Origin of the sequence: Sphaerisporangium sp. NBC_01403 (genome assembly GCF_045040145.1) — a bacterium.
GTDB classification, from domain to species: domain Bacteria; phylum Actinomycetota; class Actinomycetes; order Streptosporangiales; family Streptosporangiaceae; genus Sphaerisporangium; species Sphaerisporangium viridialbum.
Window position 1 is genome coordinate 7028661 of record NZ_CP109534.1, and the last position, 19288, is coordinate 7047948.

A 19288-nucleotide genomic window follows, 5' to 3' on the forward strand; every position below is an offset into this window, starting at 1 on the left:
CTTCATCGACGATCTCTGAGAGGGAACTCCAGCCATGACCATCACCCAGCCCGCGCGGAGGCAGACCTTCGCGCCCTACCTCGTCCCGCTCCTCGTCGGCGGCTTCGTGGCCGTCGCCCTCGGCGTGTACGGCCGGGCACACACGCCCACCGGGTACGCGGTGGGCCTGTCGGGTTTCTCCGGCGCCCAGGCCATGAAGTCGTGGCTCGCCACCGGGACGTTCGTGCTCGCGATCGTCCAGCTGGTCTCCGCGCTGGCCATGTACGGCAGGCTTCCCGGCGTACGGGCGCCGTCGTGGACCGGCACGCTGCACCGGTGGTCCGGGCGCGGGGCGTTCCTGCTGTCGGTGCCGGTGGCCTTCCACTGCCTGTACGCGCTCGGCGCCCAGTTCGACACCCCGCGCGTGCTGATCCATTCGCTGCTCGGCACGTTCTTCTACGGCGTGTTCGTCGCCAAGATGCTCTCGCTCCCCAAGCGCGACCTGCCCGGCTGGACGCTGCCGATGCTCGGCGGGCTGGCCTTCACAGCGCTCACCGGCCTCTGGCTGACGTCGTCCTACTGGTTCTTCACGACGTTCGGCGTCACGTTGTAGGTCTTTACACGGCCCCGGGTCAGGCGGATGTTCTGGATCGGACGCTCTCGGTGCGGGCCTTCCCGGTCAGGCGTTCTGAGGCGGGCGTTCTGAGGCGGGCGTACCCGGTCAGGTGGGCGGGGCGAAGGTCTTCGTGCGCTTGAGCCCGGCCGCCCGTCCCTTGGCGGCGACGACCAACGCCATCTTGCGCGAGGCCTCGTCGATCATCTCGTCGCCCAGCATCACCGCACCCCGCCTCTCGACCGTCGTGGCATGCTCGTAGGCGTCCAGGATCAGCTCGGCGTGGTCGTAGTCCTCTTGAGCCGGCGAGAACACCTCGTTGGCCGCCTCGATCTGCGTCGGGTGGAGCACCCACTTGCCGTCGAAGCCGAGCGCCGCCGCCCTGCGCGCGACCTTGGCGAACCCGTCGACATCCTTGATCTGCAGGTACGGCCCGTCGATCGCCTGAAGGTCGTAGGTCCTGGCGGCCATGAGGATCCGCATGAGGACATAGTGGTATGCGTCCCCCTCGGTGTACCCGGGGGGCTGCTGCCCGACGACCAGCGTCCTCATGTTGATCGAGGCCATGAAGTCGGCCGGCCCGAACACCAGCGCCTCCAGCCGTGGCGACGCGGCGGCGATGGCGTCGATGTTGACCAGGCCCCGGGCGTTCTCGATCTGCGCCTCGATGCCGATGCGTCCCACCGGCAGCCCGTTCGCCTTCTCGATCTGGGTGAGCAGCAGGTCGAGCCAGGCAACCTGGACCGCGTCCTCCACCTTGGGCAGTGTGAGGAAGTCGAGCGCGTCCCCGGCTCCCTCGACGACCTCGATCACGTCGCGGTACGTCCACGCGGTCGACAGGTCGTTCACCCGTACGCCCCGGATCTTGCCCGTCCAGTCGCCGGTGCGCAGCGCCGCGACGACGTTCTTCCTGGCCTGCTCCTTGGCCTGCGGGGCGACCGAGTCCTCCAGGTCGAGGAAGACCTCGTCGGCGGGGAGCCCCTGCGCCTTGTCGAGGAAACGAGGGTTGCTGCCGGGCACTGCGAGACAGGAACGACGGGAGCGCATACGCCCACGGTAGTGGCCCGGCCCGCCGCCACCGGCCTGTGGGGGCGTCACAAAGGCCACCCCTGGTTCTTGGCACGGATCTCGTAGGGATTTACTCGACTCTGTCCTGACAATGGACCTCAAGCCTCCGTAGGGGGATTCCGCAAGGGAGAGATGGCCAATGACTGACGCGTCCATAGCGGTTCGGCCCGCCGTACTGTCCGACCTCATTCCCGGAAAGCTCGTCCGCGACATCGCGCTGGTCGTGGGGGCCGCTGGTCTGACCGGGCTGGCCGCGCAGGTCAGCATCCCGCTTCCCGGCACGCCCGTGCCGTTCACGCTGCAGACCTTCGCCGTCCTGCTCACCGGTGCCGCGCTCGGCCTGCCGAGGGCCTTCCTCGGCATGGCGCTCTACCTCGCGATCGGGCAGCTCGGCGTGCCGTGGTTCGCGCCGTCGGGCGGCAACGCCACCCTCGGGTACGTCGTCGGCTTCATCCTCGCCGCCTCGGTCGTCGGGGCGCTCGCGAGCAGGGGCGGCGACCGCACCCCGCTGCGCACCATTGCGACCATGGCCCTCGGCACCCTGCTCATCTACGCCATCGGCCTGCCGTGGCTGATGGTGGCGAAGGGCCTCGACCTGCCCGCCGCCCTGTCCGCGGGTGTCGTGCCGTTCCTCGTCGGGGACGGCCTCAAGGTGCTCGCCGCCGCCGGCCTGCTCCCCGCCGCCTGGAAGCTCGCCGGCCGCTGAGGCAGGTTCCGCTCTGGGGCGCCCCGGTGAGTATGTTCTGGGGCGCCCTGGTGAGTACGTTCCCTGCCGTCGTTCGGCAGTGCGTCCACGTACGGGACAAGCTGTGGCGGCTCGCCATGCCGCACGCCGTCTACGACCCCTTCTTCGCCTGACCGGCCACCGGCACCTGGCCCAAAGAGCTCACAGCCTGACACGGCAACGATTAGTGATCTCATGCGGGAGCCCTCTTGGAGGGTTCGTGCCCGCCCGGCACCCAATTGACGGGTGATCCGTGTGCTGCCCACCCACACCGTGGCCCCCACCAGCCCAGCGGGCGGGAGCCGGTCACTCCCTGGATCCCTTCGGCCTGCCGCCACCGGCCCCGCCGCTTGCCCAGCGACGCCCCGTTTCAGCCCGGTTCTGTCGCCACTACCTCATGTGACGGCACCGGTTAGCGATCTCGTGCGGGAGCCCTCTTGGAGGATTCGCGCCCACCCGGCACCCAATTGACGGGTGATCCGTGTGCTGCCCACCCACACCGTGGGCCCCAGCGCGGCGAGTGGGAGACGCCCCCTCTCCCTCTCTTGCGCATGCCACCCCCAGCGCTTTGCCCCTTGCCCCATTCGTGCTCCGGCCGGCCATCCTTCGAAAGTCACGGACCTAAGACCCGCCATGGTGAGCTACCTGCCGCATTCGATGAGGTCAAGTCTTGGGTGGCAGCACCCGGATCACCACCCAACCGCTCGACGGGTGGGCGAAACAAAGATCCGTCAAACCCCCGCCGCCAGCCGTCCCCAACCGGCCCCCCTCCGACACGTCACCCCCTCACCCGCCCCTCCAGGCAGCCCAACTCCAGGGCGGGCAACACCCGGACCACCACCCAACCGCTCAACGGGAGGGCGAAAATTCAGATCCGTCAAACCCCCTCCGCCAGCCGTCCCCAACCGGCCCCCCTCCGACACGTCACCCCCTCACCCGCCCCACCAGGCAGCCCAACTCCAGGGCGGGCAACACCCGGACCACCACCCAACCGCTCGACGGGAGGGCGAAAATACCGTCCAACCGCACAAGTACGCGACGAGCCGCAACCGTCGTAGATTGCTGGTGTGAGTTTGTCGCTGATCGAAGAGGGTGCCAAGAAGTCGAGCGTCCTATGGGTCTCGCTGTCCGGGCGTGATCGGCTGGCGTGGCACACGTGGCACGACGGTGCGATCTACATCGTCACCGGCGGCCAGGAGCAGTCGCTTCCCGGCCTGGTGGAGGCCTCACGCGTCCGGGTGACCCTGCGCAGCAAGGACAACGGCGCCGAGCTGGTCTCGTTCGACGCCCGCGTGCACCTGGTCGATCAGGCGTTCTTGTCTGAGTCCGAGGCCGCCGCCGTGGCCGCCCTGGCCAAGGAGCGGCTCAACGCGGTCGACGCGGCGGGGCTCCCGGCCCGCTGGGCCTCCGCCTCCTCGATCGTACGGCTGACGCCCGAAGTGGCCGGCTGAGCCGACGCGCCGGCGGACCCGATCTCCTCCACCGTGCGGCCGACGCCCGAAGTGGCCGTCTGAGCCAGTAGGGCACCGCCCAGCACGATGGCGCCGCCCGCGATCTGGGCCGTGCCGAGGTGCTCGCCGAGCAGGACCCACGCGATCACCGCGCCTGTGACGACCTCCAGGGACGCCACGGTGGCCCCGACCGCCGCCGACAGCCGCCGGACCGCGATGACCCCAGTGATGTAGGCCAGCACGGTGGCGATGGCGATGAGCCACAGGGCGGCGGCGATCACGGGCAGGGTGTGGCCGCCGAGCGTCACGCTCGTCCCGAAGGCCCCCCAGGGGATGTCCCAGGCCTGGGAGATCGGCGCGAGGACCACGGCGGCGCCCGCGAGCCCCCAGGCGATGAGGCCGAGCGGGTCGATGTCACCGCCGAAGCCGTCGCTCATGAGGAAGTAGCCCGCGCAGCAGGCGGCGGCGACGAGGCCGAGGAGCAGCCCTATGCCGTCCAGGCTCATCCCGTGCCAGACCTCGACGACGACGGCGAGCCCGACGAGCACGATCACCGCGCCCGCGTACGCCGAGCGCGGCAGCCGTACGTGCCTGACGAACCGCACCCAGAACACGACGAGCACCGGCGAGGTGTACTCAAGCAGGAGCACCACCCCGACCGGGAGCCGGGTGATGGCCAGGAAGAACAGCGCCTGGACCCCCGCCACGGCGATCAGCGCGTACGCGGCGAAGAACCCTCGCCTCCCCGGCGGGATGCGCAGGGCCTTCGGCCGGAACGCGGCGAGGATCACGATGAGCAGCAGGGCCGCGCCCGCCATCCTCACCCATACCGCCTGCAGAGGCGTCAGACCGCCCGCGCCGACGAATTTCGCCATGGATCCGGAGAAACCAAAGCACCAGGCCGATACGACGGCCACCGCCAGCGCCGCGCCCCTCATCCGCCACCATCCCCGTAATGACCGTTAGATGGTTTTGATGCTGTCATACGGAGAATGGTGAGATCAAGGAGCGACCGTACGTTGAGACGGCTTTTAAGGGAGGCCGACACGGCGCACCCACTATGACCTCGTACGCTGCGATAGTGAGGATCTTTGTCGCCCGGCTGGCCGGAACCCCGGTCTTCGACCCCGCCGGCGACCAGATCGGGCGGATCCGGGACGTCGTGGTCGCCATACGCGCCCACGATCCGCCCCGCGTGCACGGCCTGGTCGTCGAGGTCCAGCCGCGACGGCGCGTGTTCCTCCCCATCACCCGGTTGCAGAACATCGAGGCCGACGCCGTCGTCTTCACGGGCAGCATCAACCTGCGGCGCTTCGAGAAGCACTCGACCGAGTCCCTGGTTATCGGAGAGCTGCTCGACCTGACCGTGGAGGTCGGCGGCGAGAAGGTCACCGTGCTCGACCTCGCCATGGAGCGCAGCAGGAGCGGCGAGTGGCTGATCACCAAGGTCGCGGTGATGCGCGGAGGCGCCGCGCGGGGGCTCCGCCGCAGGCGCGGTGAGACGCTGGTCGTGGACTGGTCGGACGTCAACGGGTTCGGCGCCGTGCAGAAGGACCAGGGGGCCGCGAACCTCCTGGCCGCCTTCGAGGAGACCCGTCCGGCCGACCTGGCCAACGCCCTGCGCCACCTGCCCGACAAGCGGCGGGCGGAGGTGGCCGCCGCGCTGGACGACGACCGGCTCGCCGACGTGCTGGAGGAGCTGCCGGAACGCGACCAGATCGGCATCCTGAGCCGCCTGGACGCCGAGCGCGCGGCCGACGTGCTCGCGGCCATGGATCCCGACGACGCCACCGACCTGCTGCAGGACCTGCCGCCCGGGCAGGCCGAGGCGCTGCTGGCGCGCATGGAGCCCCGCGAGGCCGCGCCCGTCCGGCGCCTGCTCAGGTACGCGGAGAACACCGCAGGCGGCATGATGACCAGCGAGCCGGTCGTGCTGCCGCCCCACGCGACGATCGCCGAGGCCCTCGCCGAGATCCGCCGCCAGGACATCACCCCGGCGGTCGCCGCGCAGGTGTACGTCACCCGGCCCCCGGTGGCGACGCCCACCGGGAAGTACCTGGGCGTGGCCCACTTCCAGCGGTTGCTGCGCGAGCCGCCCTCCACCCTGGTGGGCGGGGCGATCGACAGCAGCATCGACCCGATCCGCCCTGGCCTGTCCCTTCACGGGGTCACGTCGTACCTCGCCACCTACAACCTGGTGGCGGCCCCGGTGGTGGACGAGCTCGGACGGCTCGTCGGGGCGGTCACGGTGGACGACGTGCTCGACCACCTGCTGCCCGCCGACTGGCGCGAGCGGGACGAGCAGGCGCCCGGCGCCAACGAGCCGCACGACGGTACGCCCGAGGTGACCGGTGGCGGTTAACCGGCTCGACCAGCCCCGGGAGCTCCGCCGCATCATCCGCCCGCACTACGACCCAGAAGCGTTCGGACGCCTGTCCGAACAGATCGCGCGCTTCCTGGGCACGGCGCGCTTCCTGGTGTACATGACCGGGTTCATCGCGGTCTGGGTGACCTGGAACGCGCTGGCGCCCAGGAGCCTGGCCTGGGACCCGTACCCGTTCATCTTCCTCACGCTGATCCTGTCCCTCCAGGCCTCGTACGCCGCTCCGCTGATCCTGCTCGCGCAGAACCGCCAGGCCGACCGCGACCGCGTGCAGAGCGAGCAGGACCGGATGACCACCGAGCGCAACCAGACCGAGGTGGAGTACCTGACGCGGGAGATCGCCGGACTGCGCCTCTCCCTCGGCGACCTGGCCACCCGCGACTACATCAGGGGCGAGCTGGAGCGCCTGCTGGACGAGATCCGCGAGCCGCCCGCCCGCCAGGACGGCTCAACCCGGGACGGAGCCCCCAAAGGCCCACAGTGAGCGCGGAAGCGAAAGAGAATCAGAGGGAGACCTGCGGGAAGAGCTTGGTGAGCATGTCGGCGCACTGCCGCAGCTCCTCCTCGTCGAGCAGGTCGAGGAACTGCCCCCGGATGGCGCGAAGGTAGGTGGGGGTGGCCTCGGAGAGACGTTGGTCACCCGCTTTGGTCAGCACGGCGAACAGGCCCCTGGCGTCGCTCGCGCAGGCCTCGCGCTCGACCAGCCCGTCGCGCTGGAGGCGGTCGATGAGCCGCGTGAGCCCGCTGCGGGACAGCAGCACCCGCTCGGCCAGATCGTTCATGCGGAGCCTCCGGCCCGTGGTCTCGGAGAGCTGCAGCAGCACGTCGTAGGCGGCCGGCGCCAGATCGTGCCGGCTCAGCAGCTCACCCTCAAGGCTCCGGGTGATGTGAACCTGGGCCCGCTGGACCATGCGCCAGACGATGAGCTGCTGCGGGGTGATCTCCGCCGTCCTGGACGTCACGCGGTCATCCTAGAAGGTTGCATAAACACATACACCTCCCTGTTGGGGTCTCTTGGCCCCTACCGGAGGGTCCGGAGTTCGTCGGATCGGTCCTGGGTTCGTAGCATGGATCCATGGCACCAACCCCAGAATTGGTGACGGCCGCGTTGGCGACGGTCAACGACCCGGAGATCCGCCGGCCGATCACCGACCTTGACATGGTCAAGAGCGTCGATATCTCTCCCGATGGGGTGGTGCGAGTCGGGGTCTATCTGACCGTCGCGGGCTGCCCCATGCGTGACACCATCACCCGCGAGGTGACCGCCGCCGTCTCCAAGGTCGACGGCGTCACCGCCGTCCACGTCGACCTCGACGTCATGAGCACCGAGCAGCGCAAGACCCTGCAGACCAAGCTGCGCGGCAACCGCGGGCCCGAGAAGGAGATCCCGTTCGCCAAGCCGGGCTCGCTGACCCGCGTCTTCGCGGTCGCGAGCGGCAAGGGCGGGGTCGGCAAGTCGTCGGTCACCGTGAACCTCGCGGCGTCGATGGCGGCGGCGGGTCTCAAGGTCGGCGTCCTTGACGCCGACATCTACGGCCACTCCGTCCCCCGCATGCTGGGGGTGAGCGAGCGTCCGACCAAGGTCGAAGACATGATCATGCCGCCGGTGGCGCATGACATCAAGGTGATCTCGGTCGGCATGTTCAAGCCGCCGGGCAACGACCCGGTGGTGTGGCGCGGGCCGATGCTCGACCGGGCGCTGCACCAGTTCCTCGCCGACGTCTACTGGGGGGACCTCGACATCCTCCTGATGGACCTGCCCCCGGGCACCGGCGACATCGCGATCTCGGTGGCGCAGCGCATGCCGGGCGCGGAGATCCTGGTCGTGACCACCCCGCAGCAGGCCGCCGCTGAGGTCGCCGAGCGGGCGGGCTCCATCGCCACGCAGACCCACCAGCAGATCGCCGGTGTCATCGAGAACATGGCGTGGCTGCCCTGTCCGCACTGCGACGAGCGCATCGCGGTCTTCGGGGAGGGCGGTGGTCAGAGCGTCGCCGACGGGCTGACCCGCACCCTCGGGTCCCGGGTGCCGCTGCTCGGCCAGGTGCCGATCGACCTGCGCCTGCGCGAGGGCGGCGACAACGGCAAGCCGCTGGTGCTCACCGACCCCGACTCGCCCGCCGCGACCGAGCTCAGGAGGATCGCCGAGGGCCTGAGCAAGAAGTCGGGCAGCATCAAGGGCCTCCAGCTCGGGCTGTCCCCGTCCGGCCGCTGAGCCTCGCCACGACACGAAAGAGGGGCCGTCCCGTCACCGGGATGGCCCCTCTTCGCATGTCGTGCCCTGAGGGTCAGGTGGCCTCGGAGTCGTACGGCGGGATCTCGCCGTACCCCAGCTCGCCGACGCCCGCGGTGGCGTAGGAGTCGGCGGGATCGGAGTAGGACGGGCTGTGCTCGGTGGCGGGCCGGTTCCAGTCGTCCTCGAGATCCTGCAGGAGGTGCTTCCTGACGAAGTTCTTCGGGTGCAGGTCGGTGGGGTCGAAGTTCGCGAACTCGGGGCCGAGGTTGTCCTGCAGGTCGGTCTTCGCGTTGTTGGCCATCTGCCGGACCTGGCGCAACATGCGGCCCGCCTGGGAAGCCGCCTGCGGGAGCTTGTCGGGCCCGAAGACGAGCAGGGCGATGACCACTAGTGCCAAGACCTCAGGCCAGCCGAGTCCGAACACGGTGATCTCCTACGCTCTCCTACGCCGATGCCTGCTGTTGACCGGGACCGTCCAACAGCGACCTGGCTACGTCCAGACTAGTACCCCGGTCCGGCAATGGGCACCAAACAGGACACCTGATCACGACGGCTGCGGCGTGGGGACCGGAACCGCGTCGATGATTACGGTGGCGGTGTTCTCCTGTCCACCACGCTGGTACTTGACGGTCACCTTGTCGCCGGGCGCCTTGCTCCTGATCGTGACGATCAGCTCGGACGGCTGGGTCATGGGGGTGCCGTCGATCTCCAGGATGATGTCGCCCGCCTTGAGCCCCGCCTTGTCGGCCGGGCCTCCGGGGATCACCGGCTCCTGCCCCTGCTGCGTGGCGGTGGCGATGCGGACGCCGTCACCCTGGTAGTTCTCGTCGAGCTGGACGCCGATGCGGGACTTCTTGGCCGTGCCCGTGGTGACCAGCTCTTCTGCGACACGCCGCACGTGGTTGACCGGGATGGAGAAGCCCAGCCCGATGCTGCCGCTCTGCGCGCCGAACGAGCTGTTGCCGAGCGTCGCGATGGCGGAGTTGACGCCGATCACCTCGCCGGCGGCGTTCACCAGCGGGCCGCCGGAGTTGCCGGGGTTGATCGCCGCGTCGGTCTGGATGGCGTTGATGAACGACGACTCGGACCCGCTCTCGCCGCCCGCGGTCACGGGACGGTTCAGCGAGCTGACGATGCCCGTCGTCACGGTGCCGGTGAGCCCAAGCGGCGAGCCGATCGCGATCACGGGGTCGCCCACGACCACCCGGTCGGAGTTGCCCAGGGTGATCTCGGGGGCGCCGAAGGTCTGGTCGGGCTTGACGACCGCGATGTCGGAGCTCGGGTCGCGCCCGACGATCTTGCCGGTGGTGGACTTCTTGCTGCTGAACGTCACCTTGATGTTGCCGGTCAGCGCCGCCGCGGCCACCACGTGGTTGTTCGTGACGATGTAGCCGCCCTTGATCAGGAAGCCGGAGCCGGTGCCCGCCTCGCTGTTGCCCTTCACGTCGAGCGAGACCACGCTCGGCAGGACCTTCGAGGCGACGCCCGCCACCGAGTCGGGGGCGCGGTTGACGATCGCGCCGGTCGGCGTGCCGAGGCTGTAGGAGGGGTCGGTGCCTGAGCCGCTGCGGGTGAGCAGGTAGGTGCCGACGCTTCCGGCCGTCGAGGCCACCAGGGCGATCACGACGGCGAGCACCGCGAGGACGCCGGTCTTCGGCGCCCGTGCTCCGGCCGGCTCCGCGCGGGGAGCACCGGGCGGCGGGGCCCAGCCCGGGCCCATGCCGAAGGGGTTGACCGGAGGAGGCGGCGGGGTCGGCCCGTAGGGGCCGCCGGGCGAGGGCGGGAGCGGCCCGCCGGACGGGTTGCCCCAGCCGGAAGCCCCCTCGTCGCCACCGTGGCGCGGCGCGTCGGCCGCGAACGGGATGGGCCCGGTGCTGTCGCCGCCGAAGGGGTCGCGCCCTGCGTCGGCGGGTGCGAACGGATCGCGGCCCGCCGGCGTGAAGGGATCGTGCCCCCCGCCGCCGGCCGCGAAGGGGTTGGGCCCGGTGAACGCGTCGGGCCCGCTCGCGGGCCACCCCTCGGAGGCGGGCAGGAACTCGGGTCTCACGCGCATCCCGCTGGAGCCTGGGGCCCCCGACGCCGAGCCTTCCCGGGAATGCTGGGAGGGAGTGGCCACGTCCCCTGAATCGAAGGTACGTGTCTCGTCGGTCATCGAACGCTCACTCCCGAGGCCAGTCAACGTGGGCTACGCCAGATTCTCGCTCGGACCCCATACGAGCGCCGTAAGCCCGCACAGGGTCCATCCGATCGTATGCCCGCATCGGCGTGAACGGCACGGACGGGTGAAGTGACGCCCCGTGTCCCGTTCAGGGTGGCCGAACAGCTCAGGGTTGCCGGGAAGTCGTGCCCGCGCGCCCCGGCAGGACCTGGCCGGCCGGAGTGGTGGCGCGGTGCTGGTTGGCGAACATCTCGACCGGCGGGGCCGACGGCCTGCTGTCGGCGCCTCCGACCATGAACAGCGTGCCGAGCGCGACGGCGGCCGACGCGACGCCGACCGCCACATAACCCGCCCGGCGGTTACCCCCCGAACGCCCCGGCCCTGCGAACCCGCCGCTGCGCCGCGGCCTGTTGTCGATCGGAGCGCTGGTCAGAGAGTAGGTCGGGTTCGGAAACGGGCGCACCCGCGGCGGGAGCGGCCCGCCGGGCTCGGACATGCGCAGAAGCGACATCGTGAGGTCCGCCGGAACGGCGGGCGGGTCGAGTGATCGAAGACGGCTCTTGAGCGCCCGGATCGCATCGAGTTCGGCGCGGCAGTCCGCGCAGAACGTCAGATGCGCCAGAGCGCGTTCTCGCTCGGCGTGACCAAGCTCACCGTCAATGAGCGCGGAAGCGCGCTCTCCGAGATGGCTCATGCTCCCTCCCTGCTAACGGTCGGGGGGAGTTCGTCGCGACGGGGTGCCCGGTGCTCGAGTGCCTCCCGCAACTGGCTGCGACCGCGATGGATTCGGCTGCGAACGGTGCCCAGCTTGACGCCGAGCGTCGCCGCGATCTCCTCGTAGGACAGGCCCTCGATGTCGCACAGCACCACGGCCGCGCGGAACTCGGGCTGGAGCGCGTCCAGAGCCGCCTGGATGTCGGGCTCCAGCTGGGAGTCGTCGAACACCTGGGCGGGTGAGGGCTCACGCCCGCGCAGACGCTCGGCGGCGTCGTCGCCGAGCCCCTCGAACCGGATGCGCTGCCTGCGCCGCGCCATGTCCAGGAAGAGGTTCGTGGTGATGCGGTGAAGCCAGCCCTCGAAGGTTCCAGGGGTGTAGCTGGACAGCGAGCGGAACACCCGGACGAAGACCTCCTGCGTGAGGTCCTCGGCGTCGTGGATGTTGCCGGTCAGCCTGTAGGCCAGCCGGTAGACGCGCGCCGAATGGTCGCGGACGACCTCCTCCCATGTCGGAGGTGTCCAGCCTCCATCGGGCAGCCGGGGGTCTCCCCCCGGGAACGCGCTATCGGGAGTATCAGCCTGGTGGTAGTCGTCCACCAGCACTCCTCTCTCCGGGACCACCGCTACAGCCATAGTGCCTGCTTTCGTCCCTTCCTGCGTACCCACGAGCCAACGAGGCCGGACTGTGTTCTTTGCCGCCCGTGAACAAAGGTCGTTCAAAGCGTGCAACGTACCCGTTGTGGCGTGAGTTCCCGTTCGGCCCCGACTCCCCTAGGCTGCGACCAATACGTGCGTACGGCGAAGGCGGGGAGGAGAGGCCGATGGCCCCGACGCCGACAAATCCGGTGGAGGCCACGCTGGCCTACGCGGAGGAGTTCCATCCCGAAGACGAGGTGCTGCTCGCCGCGAGGCGGCGTGGCATCGAGGTGGGAGCCGTTCCCATCCTGCCCGGCGGCGGCGCGGCGCTGTGCTTCATGGCGACGGCGATCAGCGCGAGGTCCGTGGTCGAGGTCGGCACCGGATGCGGTGTCTCGGGACTGTGGCTGCTGCGCGGCATGCGGCCGGACGGCACGCTGACCAGCGTCGACGTCGAGCCCGAGCACCAGCGGCTGGCCCGCCAGGCCTTCGCGGAGGCGGGGTTCTCCGGCAGCAAGATCCGCCTGATCGGCGGGCGCGCGCTGGACGTGCTCCCCCGGCTCGCCGACGGCGGGTACGACCTGGTGTTCTGCGACGCCGCCAAGCTGGAGTACGGCGACTACCTGGCCGAGGCGGTGCGCCTGCTGCGCCTCGGGGGCATCGTCGCCTTCGACAACGCGCTGTGGCACAACCGGGTGGCCGACCCGGCGCAGCGCGATCCGGAGACCGTCGCGATCCGCGAGCTGGGCAAGCTCATCAAGGCCGATGAGCGGCTGCGGGCCTTGATGATGCCCCTGGGCGACGGCCTCCTCGCCGCAATCAAGATCGCGAACTAGGGGCCACGAGCCACTCCAGCAGCAGGCGGGTGCCGAACCCGGTGGCGCCCTTGGTCAGGATGCCGTCGTCGGCGGTGCTGCGGGACACTCCCGCGATGTCGAGGTGGGCCCAGCGCCGCCCGCCGGCGAACTCCCGCAGGAACAGGGCCGCGGTGACGGCGCCCGCGCCATAGGTGCCCTCGGCGTCGACGTTGGACAGGTCGGCCACCTGGGAGTCGAGCGCCGGCCGGTAGTCCTCGATCAGTGGCATGCGCCACAGGGGGTCGCCGGAGGCCGTGCCCGCCTCGATCAGCTCCTTGGCCAGGTCGTCGCTGGTGGAGAAGACCGCCCCGATGTCGCGCCCGAGGGCGATGCCGATGGCCCCGGTGAGCGTGGCGAGGTCGACCACGGTGTCCGGGTCGAGGACGTCGTCCGCGTACGCCAGCGCGTCGGCGAGCACCAGCCTGCCCTCGGCGTCGGTGTTGAGCACCTCGACAGTGCGGCCGCCGTAGTGCGTGATCACGTCGCCCGGCCGCTGGGCCGTGCCGGAGGGCATGTTCTCCGCGGCGGCGACCAGACCGGTCACGCGGGTGCGCACGCCCAGCTCGCGCAGCGCGCCAAGGACGGCGATCACCACCGCGCCGCCCGCCATGTCGGTCTTCATGAACTTCATGCCGTCCGTGGGCTTGAGCGACAGGCCGCCGCTGTCGAACGTGATGCCCTTGCCCACCAGCACGATGTGGGTGCCGTCGGCGTCCTCCGGCTCGTACGAGAGCTGGATGAGGCGGGGCGGGCTCGCCGACCCCTGCCCGACCGCGATGAGGCCCCCGAAGCCGCCCGCGGCGAGCTCGTCGGACGCCCAGACCTTGGAGGTCAGGCCCGAGCGCTCGGCGACCTCGACGGCCCTGTCGGCCAGCCAGGCCGGGGTCTTCTCCGAGGACGGGATGTTGGACAGGTCGCGGGCCACGGCCGTGGCGCGGGCGATCACCTCGGCGCGGACGATGGCCGGCCGGGCCTCCTCCGGCCCCGAGAAGCGGATCTCCTCGACGGCGTTGGTGCGGATGGCGCCGATCCTCATGGTGTAGGAGGCGAGCAGGGCGCCTTCGGCCAGGGCCGACCACCCCCGCTCTCCGACGTCGCGCGGGAGGGTGACGTCGATCGAGCGCCGTCCCTTGGCGCGCCGCGCGACGGCGGCGCCCGCCTTCCGCAGCGCGCGGGGGGTGCCGTCACCGATGCCGTAGAGCAGCACCCGCCGTACGGTCGCCCCATGCGCCACGGGCACCTCCACGACCTCGCCGGGCTCGCCCTTGGACTCGTGGTGGGCCAGGAGCGCGGGAACCGGCACGGGAAGATGCACGTCCGCGGACAGGTCGCTACGGAAGGGGACGGCGAGCAGATCGGCGTCTTGCGCCGGGGGGTCGATGAATCGCAGCGCGGTCTCAATTGGCATGGTGGTCCTCCCCTGCCTGGATGTGCGACAGCCCCGGCATGGGGGCATGCGGCCCGGCCGCCGGGGCCGTCAAGTCGCCTGTGTCGGTGGGTTGTGTCAGGGGTATGTCAGCCGACGACGTTCTTCAGAGCGTCGCCAAGGGCTCTGGCCTCATCTGGTGAGAGCTCGACGACGAGTCGACCGCCACCCTCGAGAGGGACCCGCATGACAATGCCCCGTCCTTCCTTGGTGACCTCCAGCGGACCGTCGCCGGTCCGCGGCTTCATCGCCGCCATGCGTGTATCCCTTCCTGCCTCGGCCTGCGCGATGCCGGTACGCGCCTGTCCGCGCCCGGCCGCCCGCCGCTTTCACGTCTTCTGTGACGTCCCATTATCCCGCCTCGCGAGCGCGCATGGGTAACGATCTCCTCCCAGAATGCGTTGTCCGGGGCCCTTGCGCCGATCAAACTGGTCTATGTGAACGCCCGCGCCGCGCTTTTCGACCTCTACGGAGACCACCTGCGCATCCGTGCCGGAAGAGCGTCCGTGGCCGCCCTGGTAAGGCTTCTCGCCCCTCTGGACATCGCCGCGCCCGCCGTCCGCACCGCGATCTCGCGCATGGTCCGGCAGGACTGGCTCGCGCCTGTGCGGCTCCCTCAGGGGCCCGGGTACGCGCTGACGCCCAAGAGCGTCCGGCGCCTCGACGAGACCGCCTTGCGCGTCTACCGCACCGGGTCGGCCCCGTGGCCGGGGCGCTGGCACGTGCTCGTCTTCCAGCCCGTACGCCGGCGGGGGACGCGCGAGCGGCTGCGCGCCGACCTGTCCTTCCTCGGCTACGCCCCCCTGTCGGAGACCACCTGGATCGGGCTGAGGCCCTCCCCCGAGCTGGACGCCCTGCTGGACGACCAGGGGGTGCCCGCCGACCGGTTCGAGAGCACCCTCGACGGAGACCCCCGCGAGCTGGTCGCCCGCGCGTGGGACCTTCGCGCCATAGCCCGGGCCTATGAGGAGTGGATGCACCAGGCCGCGGACCTCGTCGGCGCCCTGGCCCCCGACGCCCCCGGCGACCGGGTCTTCGCCGCCCGTAGCAGACTGGTCCACGGGTGGCGCAACTTCCTGTTCCGCGATCCGGGCCTTCCGCACGAGCTCCTGCCCGCGGCCTGGCCCGGAGACCAGGCACGCGCCTATTTCGAGCAGGAGGCCGCCCGGCTGCTGCCGGCGGCGGCCGCCTTCGTCGACCGCAACCTGGACAAGGGAGTCCACTGATGGATCAGCGACCTGACCTCACCGGCGCCGCGCCCGAGGGCGCGGTGGCGCCCTCCTCGCCGACCGCGGACGAGCACGGGCACGACCATGTCCTGTACTCCGTCGAGGACGGCGTCGCCACGATCACGCTGAACCGCCCGGACGCCATGAACGCGCTGACCATCCTGATGAAGGCCGCGCTGCTGGAGGCGCTGGAGCGGGCCCGCGACGACGCCGGCGCGCGGGCGGTGCTGCTGACGGGCGCAGGGCGCGGGTTCTGCGCGGGGCAGGACCTGCGGGAGCACGCGGACAACCTGGACGCCGGGGTGGGCCTCGACAACACCGTCCGCGCCCACTACAACCCGATCATCCTGACGATCACGGGGATGGGCAAGCCGGTGATCGCCGCCGTCAACGGCATCGCCGCCGGCGCGGGCGCCTCGCTGGCCTTCGCCTGCGACTTCCGGGTCGTGGCGGACGGCGCCAAGTTCGCCATGGCCTTCAGCGGCATCGGCCTCGCCCCCGACTCCGGGGCCTCCTGGACGCTCCCGAGGCTCGTCGGCCCGGCCAGGGCGCGCGAGCTGCTGGTGCTGGGCGAGCCCGTGGGGGCCGCGAGGGCGCTGGAGCTGGGCATGGTGACCTCAGTGGTCCCCGCCGGGGAGCTGACCGCCCGTGCGCGCGAGCTGGCCGTACGGCTGGCACAGGGCCCGACGGTGGCCTACGGGGCGATCAAGCAGGCGCTCGACTTCTCGGCCGCGCACTCCCTGGAGGACTCTCTGGAGGTCGAGGCCGACCTCCAGGACGCCTGCGCCAAGTCGGAGGACCACCACAACGCCACCAGGGCCTTCCTCGCCAAGGAGCGTCCCGTCTTCGAGGGCCGCTGACGGCCGTCAGGCGACGCGGTCGCGCACCCAGCACTCGGCCAGGTGGTCGTTGACCAGGCCGATCGCCTGCATCAGGGCGTAGGCCGTGGTCGGGCCGACGAAGCGGAAGCCGTGACGCTTCAGCTCCTTGGCCAGGGCCTTGGAGGCCGCCGACGTCGCGGGAACGTCGGCGAGCGACTTCGGCACGGGCGCGGCCGGGTCGGCGTACCGCCAGACCAGCTCGGAGACGCCTCCGGGCAGCTCGACCGCGGCACGGGCGTTGGCGATCGCCGCCTCGATCTTGGCCCGGTTGCGGATGATCCCGGCGTCGGCCAGCAGCCGCTCGACGTCGGACTCGCCGAACGCGGCGACGGCGTCGATCGAGAAGCCGGCGAAGGCCTCGCGGAAGTTCTCGCGCTTGCGCAGGATCGTCAGCCAGGACAGGCCCGACTGGAACGCCTCCAGGGTCAGCCGCTCGAACACCAGGTCGTCGCCGCGGACCGGCCGCCCCCACTCTTCGTCGTGGTAGCGGATGTAGTCGGGCGCGGTGGTCACCCAGCCGCATCGCACAAGCTCAGGGGTCACAGCTACCGAGGTTACAAGCCGGCGGGCGAAGCCCCGCACGCCGCGGGCGAGCGGGTCACCGGGTCAGCGGGCCTCTTCCGCCGGAGGACTCCGGTGAGGACTCCTTCGCCGGCTCGCCGGAGGCGTCCTTGGAGGGCTCCGGCGAGGGCTCTGAGGAGAGCTCCTTGGAGGGCCCGTTGGAGGGCTCTGAGGTGGGCTCTGAGGAGGGCTCCTTTGGGGCGTCCGCCTTCCCGGTGGAGCCGGTCTCGCGGGCCGCGTCCGACGAGCCGAGCGGGCCGGGGTCCTCGGCGGGCACGGCGGGCAGGCCGGGGGCAGGAGTGATGGCGTCGAAGAGGTTCTGGTGCGTCCCGGCGGCCACCCCCTCGCCGAGCGGGTGCTCCGCCGTCGCGAAGGGCCCTGAGGCGAGCCCCTGCTCCGTCGCGGGCTCGGACGAGCCGGGCACCCAGGACGGCCGCGCGTACGACTCCTGGCGGGCCTGCAGGCGCCCCGCGAGCAGCTCGGCGACGCGCTGCTCCAGCACGGCGATGTGGGTGTCCCGCTCGCCGAGTGCCGTCGCGGCCCGCTGCAACGTCTCGTCGACGCTCTGGGTGTGGTAACCCACGAGGCTCACCGGAAGCTGCAGCGCCATGAAGTCGACGGCCGTCAGCTGCCCGGGCTCGGGAAGGTCCAGCGGCGGCACGTCGGGGGCGAACTCCGTCAGCTCGCCACCGCGCCCCTGCGAGACCAGCACCACGCAGAACAGTACGGCGAGCGCGGCGACGGCGAGTAGGACCAGCACATACGAATCGTGCCACATCGGTGCCTTTGAGCGCGCCTAGTTGACCCGGTGCCTTGATCCGCACCGTGCCTGGGACCGACGTGACGGCCCCGTGCCCGACATGTGGCACGATCGGCGCATGACGCCCGTGCTCGTGACCGGCCCCGACCGGCCCCTCGACGCCTCCTGGGTCGAGGCGGGCTCGGCCGCCGAGGTCGAGCGGCACGCCCGCGCCGGCCGTACGGTCGTGGTGACCTTGACGGGGGACGAGACCACGCAGCTCGCGACGGCGGCGGTGTTCGCCTGGCTCGGAGCCCGCGTGTTCCGCACCGACCACCAGGAGCAGGTGCGGCTCGCGATCGACATGACCGAGGCGCTGGCCGGCAGGCGGCCCCCCGCGCTAGCCCGCCGCGGCCTCGCCTAGCTCCTCGGCGTTGGGCGTCAGGAGACGGCCCGGCCTCTCCAGGTGGTGCAGCGCCTCCTCGACCGTGGTGGTCCAGGAGATCGCGTCGAAGACGTCCGGGCGGGTGAACCCCTGCTCGTACATGCCGTCGACGAGCCGGCGCAGCGGGGCGTACAGGCCCCAGGGGTCGAGGATGACCAGCGGCTTGTCGTGCAGGCCGAGCGTGCGGGAGGTCCAGATCTCGAAGAGCTCCTCCAGCGTGCCGATGCCGCCGGGCAGCACCAGGAACGCGTCGGACCTGGCGTCCATGATGCCCTTGCGCTCGCGCATGCCGTCCGTGATGATCAGCTCGTCCGAGTCGGTGTCGGCGATCTCCATGTCGACCAGCGCCTGAGGCATCACGCCGACCGTGCGCCCGCCCGCCGCCCGCGCGGCACGGGTCACCGCGCCCATGCAGGACACCACGGCGCCGCCGCTGACGAGCGTGTGCCCGCGCCGGCCCAGCTCGGTGCCGACCTCGGTGGCGAGGTCGAGGTACTTGCGGTCGATCTTCTGGCTGGAGGCACAGAACACACAGATCGCCATATCCACGCCGGTAACCCTACACAGACCGTCTCGTCCGGAAAGGGCGGCGACCGGTCACATGTCCCGCCGGCCGACCATGCGATCTTGGTCGGCGCGCTGATCAACGCCACCCAACAGATCGGCGGAGCCGTGGGCATCTCGCTCCTGGAGCACAGCGCCGGCTCAGCGAGGCTCCGGCGCAGTCAGGATCTTGCTCTGCTCAGGCCCAGCTCGAGCATGGAGACGGCCACTGCCTCCAGCCGGTCGATGCTGGGCAGTGCGCGGTCTACCAGCTGCAGCACGTGCGTCTGGTCGGGATGCAGCCGAGCCTCCTCAAGCTCGGCGCGCAGCGCGGTCAGCGGAGTGCGCAGCGCGTGAGAGAGACGGGAGGCGAGGTCCCGTGACTGGTACCAGGGGTCAGCCGAGACGCTGTCGATACTCGAGAAATCGGCCCCGCCGTCTGACATCAGCCGCGCGGAGTGCTCAAGGTCGTCGACATAGGCGGGCTGCATGCTCCTAGCGATGAGGCACATTGCCCACCTTTCCGTATCCGATGCTTCCAAGAAGATCGAGCCCATGTTGCCTTCCAAACGGCCGCCAGCGCAGACGGCGGCACGGCCATGGCGGCATGTCGTGGCGCATCTGGGGCCCGCCCGAATCCCA

22 protein-coding genes are annotated in these 19288 nt (G+C 70.8%); 9 read left to right on the forward strand and 13 right to left on the reverse strand.

The features are described 5' to 3' along the window. Positions 1-34 precede the first annotated feature (34 nt). Complete coding sequence (locus tag OG589_RS31420) at positions 35-592, forward strand: DUF6529 family protein (RefSeq protein WP_405141585.1); 558 nt, start codon at positions 35-37, stop codon at positions 590-592. Between the two features lie 108 nt (positions 593-700). Here the strand turns inward: OG589_RS31420 and OG589_RS31425 are convergent, their stop codons facing one another. After that, entirely contained in the window at positions 701-1639 is a 939-nt protein-coding gene (locus OG589_RS31425; protein WP_405141586.1) for an HpcH/HpaI aldolase/citrate lyase family protein, read from the reverse strand. Between the two features lie 160 nt (positions 1640-1799). On the opposite strand from OG589_RS31425, the gene OG589_RS31430 reads away from it, so the two are divergent. Further along, the gene (locus tag OG589_RS31430) at positions 1800-2366 is read left to right on the forward strand and encodes a biotin transporter BioY (RefSeq protein ID WP_405141587.1); all 567 of its coding nucleotides are present in this window, start codon (positions 1800-1802) and stop codon (positions 2364-2366) included. Positions 2367-3690: 1324 nt separating this feature from the next. Here OG589_RS31430 and OG589_RS31435 read toward each other — a convergent pair. Then, positions 3691-4773, reverse strand: coding sequence for an EamA family transporter (locus OG589_RS31435; RefSeq protein ID WP_405141589.1), 1083 nt, complete (start codon positions 4771-4773; stop codon positions 3691-3693). Between the two features lie 122 nt (positions 4774-4895). Between OG589_RS31435 and OG589_RS31440 the strand changes: the two genes are divergently transcribed. Next, on the forward strand, positions 4896-6197 hold the full coding sequence (locus OG589_RS31440; RefSeq protein WP_405141590.1) for a magnesium transporter MgtE N-terminal domain-containing protein: 1302 nt from the start codon (positions 4896-4898) through the stop codon (positions 6195-6197). Continuing rightward, positions 6187-6702 carry a DUF1003 domain-containing protein gene (locus OG589_RS31445; protein ID WP_405141591.1) on the forward strand — a complete coding sequence of 172 codons (516 nt, stop codon included), beginning with the start codon at positions 6187-6189 and terminating at the stop codon, positions 6700-6702. Before OG589_RS31440 ends, OG589_RS31445 begins: the two co-directional genes overlap by 11 nt. A gap of 19 nt (positions 6703-6721) precedes the next feature. Here the strand turns inward: OG589_RS31445 and OG589_RS31450 are convergent, their stop codons facing one another. Continuing rightward, positions 6722-7180 carry a MarR family winged helix-turn-helix transcriptional regulator gene (locus OG589_RS31450; protein WP_405141592.1) on the reverse strand — a complete coding sequence of 153 codons (459 nt, stop codon included), beginning with the start codon at positions 7178-7180 and terminating at the stop codon, positions 6722-6724. Positions 7181-7293: 113 nt separating this feature from the next. Here OG589_RS31450 and OG589_RS31455 point away from each other — a divergent pair, with 113 nt between their 5' ends. Next, positions 7294-8433: an Mrp/NBP35 family ATP-binding protein gene (locus OG589_RS31455; protein WP_405141593.1), complete on the forward strand. Its 1140-nt coding sequence runs from the start codon at positions 7294-7296 to the stop codon at positions 8431-8433. A gap of 73 nt (positions 8434-8506) precedes the next feature. On the opposite strand, the gene OG589_RS31460 is transcribed toward OG589_RS31455, so the two are convergent. The 4 genes from OG589_RS31460 to sigE all read right to left on the reverse strand — a co-directional run bounded on the left by OG589_RS31460 (position 8507) and on the right by sigE (position 11962). Further along, positions 8507-8878: a sec-independent translocase gene (locus tag OG589_RS31460; RefSeq protein WP_405141594.1), complete on the reverse strand. Its 372-nt coding sequence runs from the start codon at positions 8876-8878 to the stop codon at positions 8507-8509. 120 nt (positions 8879-8998) lie between these two features. After that, a complete protein-coding gene (locus OG589_RS31465) occupies positions 8999-10507 on the reverse strand; it encodes a S1C family serine protease (RefSeq protein ID WP_405141595.1) in 1509 nt (502 codons plus the stop codon). 271 nt (positions 10508-10778) lie between these two features. Further along, positions 10779-11306 carry an anti-sigma factor family protein gene (locus OG589_RS31470; RefSeq protein WP_405141597.1) on the reverse strand — a complete coding sequence of 176 codons (528 nt, stop codon included), beginning with the start codon at positions 11304-11306 and terminating at the stop codon, positions 10779-10781. Further along, a complete protein-coding gene (gene sigE, locus OG589_RS31475; RefSeq protein ID WP_358550371.1) occupies positions 11303-11962 on the reverse strand; it encodes an RNA polymerase sigma factor SigE in 660 nt (219 codons plus the stop codon). The genes OG589_RS31470 and sigE overlap by 4 nt, the downstream gene beginning before the upstream one ends. A 188-nt stretch (positions 11963-12150) precedes the next feature. Between sigE and OG589_RS31480 the strand changes: the two genes are divergently transcribed. Next, on the forward strand, positions 12151-12801 hold the full coding sequence (locus OG589_RS31480; RefSeq protein ID WP_405141598.1) for an O-methyltransferase: 651 nt from the start codon (positions 12151-12153) through the stop codon (positions 12799-12801). Here OG589_RS31480 and OG589_RS31485 read toward each other — a convergent pair. Together OG589_RS31485 and OG589_RS31490 are read right to left on the reverse strand one after the other, a co-directional pair. Further along, positions 12785-14230 (reverse strand): leucyl aminopeptidase, encoded by a 1446-nt coding sequence (locus OG589_RS31485; RefSeq protein ID WP_405141600.1) that lies wholly within the window; start codon positions 14228-14230, stop codon positions 12785-12787. The genes OG589_RS31480 and OG589_RS31485 overlap by 17 nt on opposite strands. 107 nt (positions 14231-14337) lie before the next feature. Further along, positions 14338-14505, reverse strand: coding sequence for a DUF3117 domain-containing protein (locus tag OG589_RS31490; protein ID WP_114033903.1), 168 nt, complete (start codon positions 14503-14505; stop codon positions 14338-14340). A gap of 180 nt (positions 14506-14685) precedes the next feature. On the opposite strand from OG589_RS31490, the gene OG589_RS31495 reads away from it, so the two are divergent. Both OG589_RS31495 and OG589_RS31500 read left to right on the forward strand, forming a co-directional pair. Then, on the forward strand, positions 14686-15474 hold the full coding sequence (locus OG589_RS31495) for a PaaX family transcriptional regulator C-terminal domain-containing protein (protein ID WP_405141601.1): 789 nt from the start codon (positions 14686-14688) through the stop codon (positions 15472-15474). Next, positions 15474-16337 carry an enoyl-CoA hydratase-related protein gene (locus OG589_RS31500; RefSeq protein ID WP_405141603.1) on the forward strand — a complete coding sequence of 288 codons (864 nt, stop codon included), beginning with the start codon at positions 15474-15476 and terminating at the stop codon, positions 16335-16337. Before OG589_RS31495 ends, OG589_RS31500 begins: the two co-directional genes overlap by 1 nt. Before the next feature lie 6 nt (positions 16338-16343). Here OG589_RS31500 and OG589_RS31505 read toward each other — a convergent pair whose 3' ends face one another. Together OG589_RS31505 and OG589_RS31510 are read right to left on the reverse strand one after the other, a co-directional pair. Then, on the reverse strand, positions 16344-16901 hold the full coding sequence (locus OG589_RS31505) for a DNA-3-methyladenine glycosylase I (protein ID WP_405141604.1): 558 nt from the start codon (positions 16899-16901) through the stop codon (positions 16344-16346). A 55-nt stretch (positions 16902-16956) separates the two neighbouring features. Continuing rightward, a complete protein-coding gene (locus tag OG589_RS31510; protein ID WP_405141606.1) occupies positions 16957-17679 on the reverse strand; it encodes a hypothetical protein in 723 nt (240 codons plus the stop codon). A 118-nt stretch (positions 17680-17797) separates the two neighbouring features. On the opposite strand from OG589_RS31510, the gene OG589_RS31515 reads away from it, so the two are divergent. Beyond that, entirely contained in the window at positions 17798-18082 is a 285-nt protein-coding gene (locus OG589_RS31515; protein WP_405141607.1) for a hypothetical protein, read from the forward strand. On the opposite strand, the gene OG589_RS31520 is transcribed toward OG589_RS31515, so the two are convergent. Together OG589_RS31520 and OG589_RS31525 are read right to left on the reverse strand one after the other, a co-directional pair. Next, entirely contained in the window at positions 18059-18646 is a 588-nt protein-coding gene (locus tag OG589_RS31520; protein ID WP_405152169.1) for a TIGR00730 family Rossman fold protein, read from the reverse strand. The genes OG589_RS31515 and OG589_RS31520 overlap by 24 nt on opposite strands. 182 nt (positions 18647-18828) lie before the next feature. Beyond that, positions 18829-19158, reverse strand: coding sequence for a histidine kinase dimerization/phospho-acceptor domain-containing protein (locus OG589_RS31525; RefSeq protein ID WP_405141609.1), 330 nt, complete (start codon positions 19156-19158; stop codon positions 18829-18831). Positions 19159-19288: the final 130 nt, after the last annotated feature.

Excerpts from the sequence above, each read along its gene's own strand:
- OG589_RS31490 (WP_114033903.1), bottom strand. The coding sequence starts at position 14,505 with ATGGCGGCGATGAAGCCGCGGACCGGCGACGGTCCGCTGGAGGTCACC.
- OG589_RS31465 (WP_405141595.1), bottom strand. The coding sequence starts at position 10,507 with ATGCGCGTGAGACCCGAGTTCCTGCCCGCCTCCGAGGGGTGGCCCGCG.
- OG589_RS31425 (WP_405141586.1), bottom strand. The coding sequence starts at position 1,639 with ATGCGCTCCCGTCGTTCCTGTCTCGCAGTGCCCGGCAGCAACCCTCGT.
- OG589_RS31520 (WP_405152169.1), bottom strand. The coding sequence starts at position 18,646 with ATGGCGATCTGTGTGTTCTGTGCCTCCAGCCAGAAGATCGACCGCAAG.
- OG589_RS31420 (WP_405141585.1), top strand. The coding sequence starts at position 35 with ATGACCATCACCCAGCCCGCGCGGAGGCAGACCTTCGCGCCCTACCTC.
- OG589_RS31515 (WP_405141607.1), top strand. The coding sequence starts at position 17,798 with ATGACGCCCGTGCTCGTGACCGGCCCCGACCGGCCCCTCGACGCCTCC.
- OG589_RS31470 (WP_405141597.1), bottom strand. The coding sequence starts at position 11,306 with ATGAGCCATCTCGGAGAGCGCGCTTCCGCGCTCATTGACGGTGAGCTT.
- OG589_RS31435 (WP_405141589.1), bottom strand. The coding sequence starts at position 4,773 with ATGAGGGGCGCGGCGCTGGCGGTGGCCGTCGTATCGGCCTGGTGCTTT.
- OG589_RS31430 (WP_405141587.1), top strand. The coding sequence starts at position 1,800 with ATGACTGACGCGTCCATAGCGGTTCGGCCCGCCGTACTGTCCGACCTC.
- OG589_RS31525 (WP_405141609.1), bottom strand. The coding sequence starts at position 19,158 with ATGTGCCTCATCGCTAGGAGCATGCAGCCCGCCTATGTCGACGACCTT.
- OG589_RS31455 (WP_405141593.1), top strand. The coding sequence starts at position 7,294 with ATGGCACCAACCCCAGAATTGGTGACGGCCGCGTTGGCGACGGTCAAC.
- sigE (WP_358550371.1), bottom strand. The coding sequence starts at position 11,962 with ATGGCTGTAGCGGTGGTCCCGGAGAGAGGAGTGCTGGTGGACGACTAC.
- OG589_RS31480 (WP_405141598.1), top strand. The coding sequence starts at position 12,151 with ATGGCCCCGACGCCGACAAATCCGGTGGAGGCCACGCTGGCCTACGCG.
- OG589_RS31500 (WP_405141603.1), top strand. The coding sequence starts at position 15,474 with ATGGATCAGCGACCTGACCTCACCGGCGCCGCGCCCGAGGGCGCGGTG.
- OG589_RS31485 (WP_405141600.1), bottom strand. The coding sequence starts at position 14,230 with ATGCCAATTGAGACCGCGCTGCGATTCATCGACCCCCCGGCGCAAGAC.
- OG589_RS31440 (WP_405141590.1), top strand. The coding sequence starts at position 4,896 with ATGACCTCGTACGCTGCGATAGTGAGGATCTTTGTCGCCCGGCTGGCC.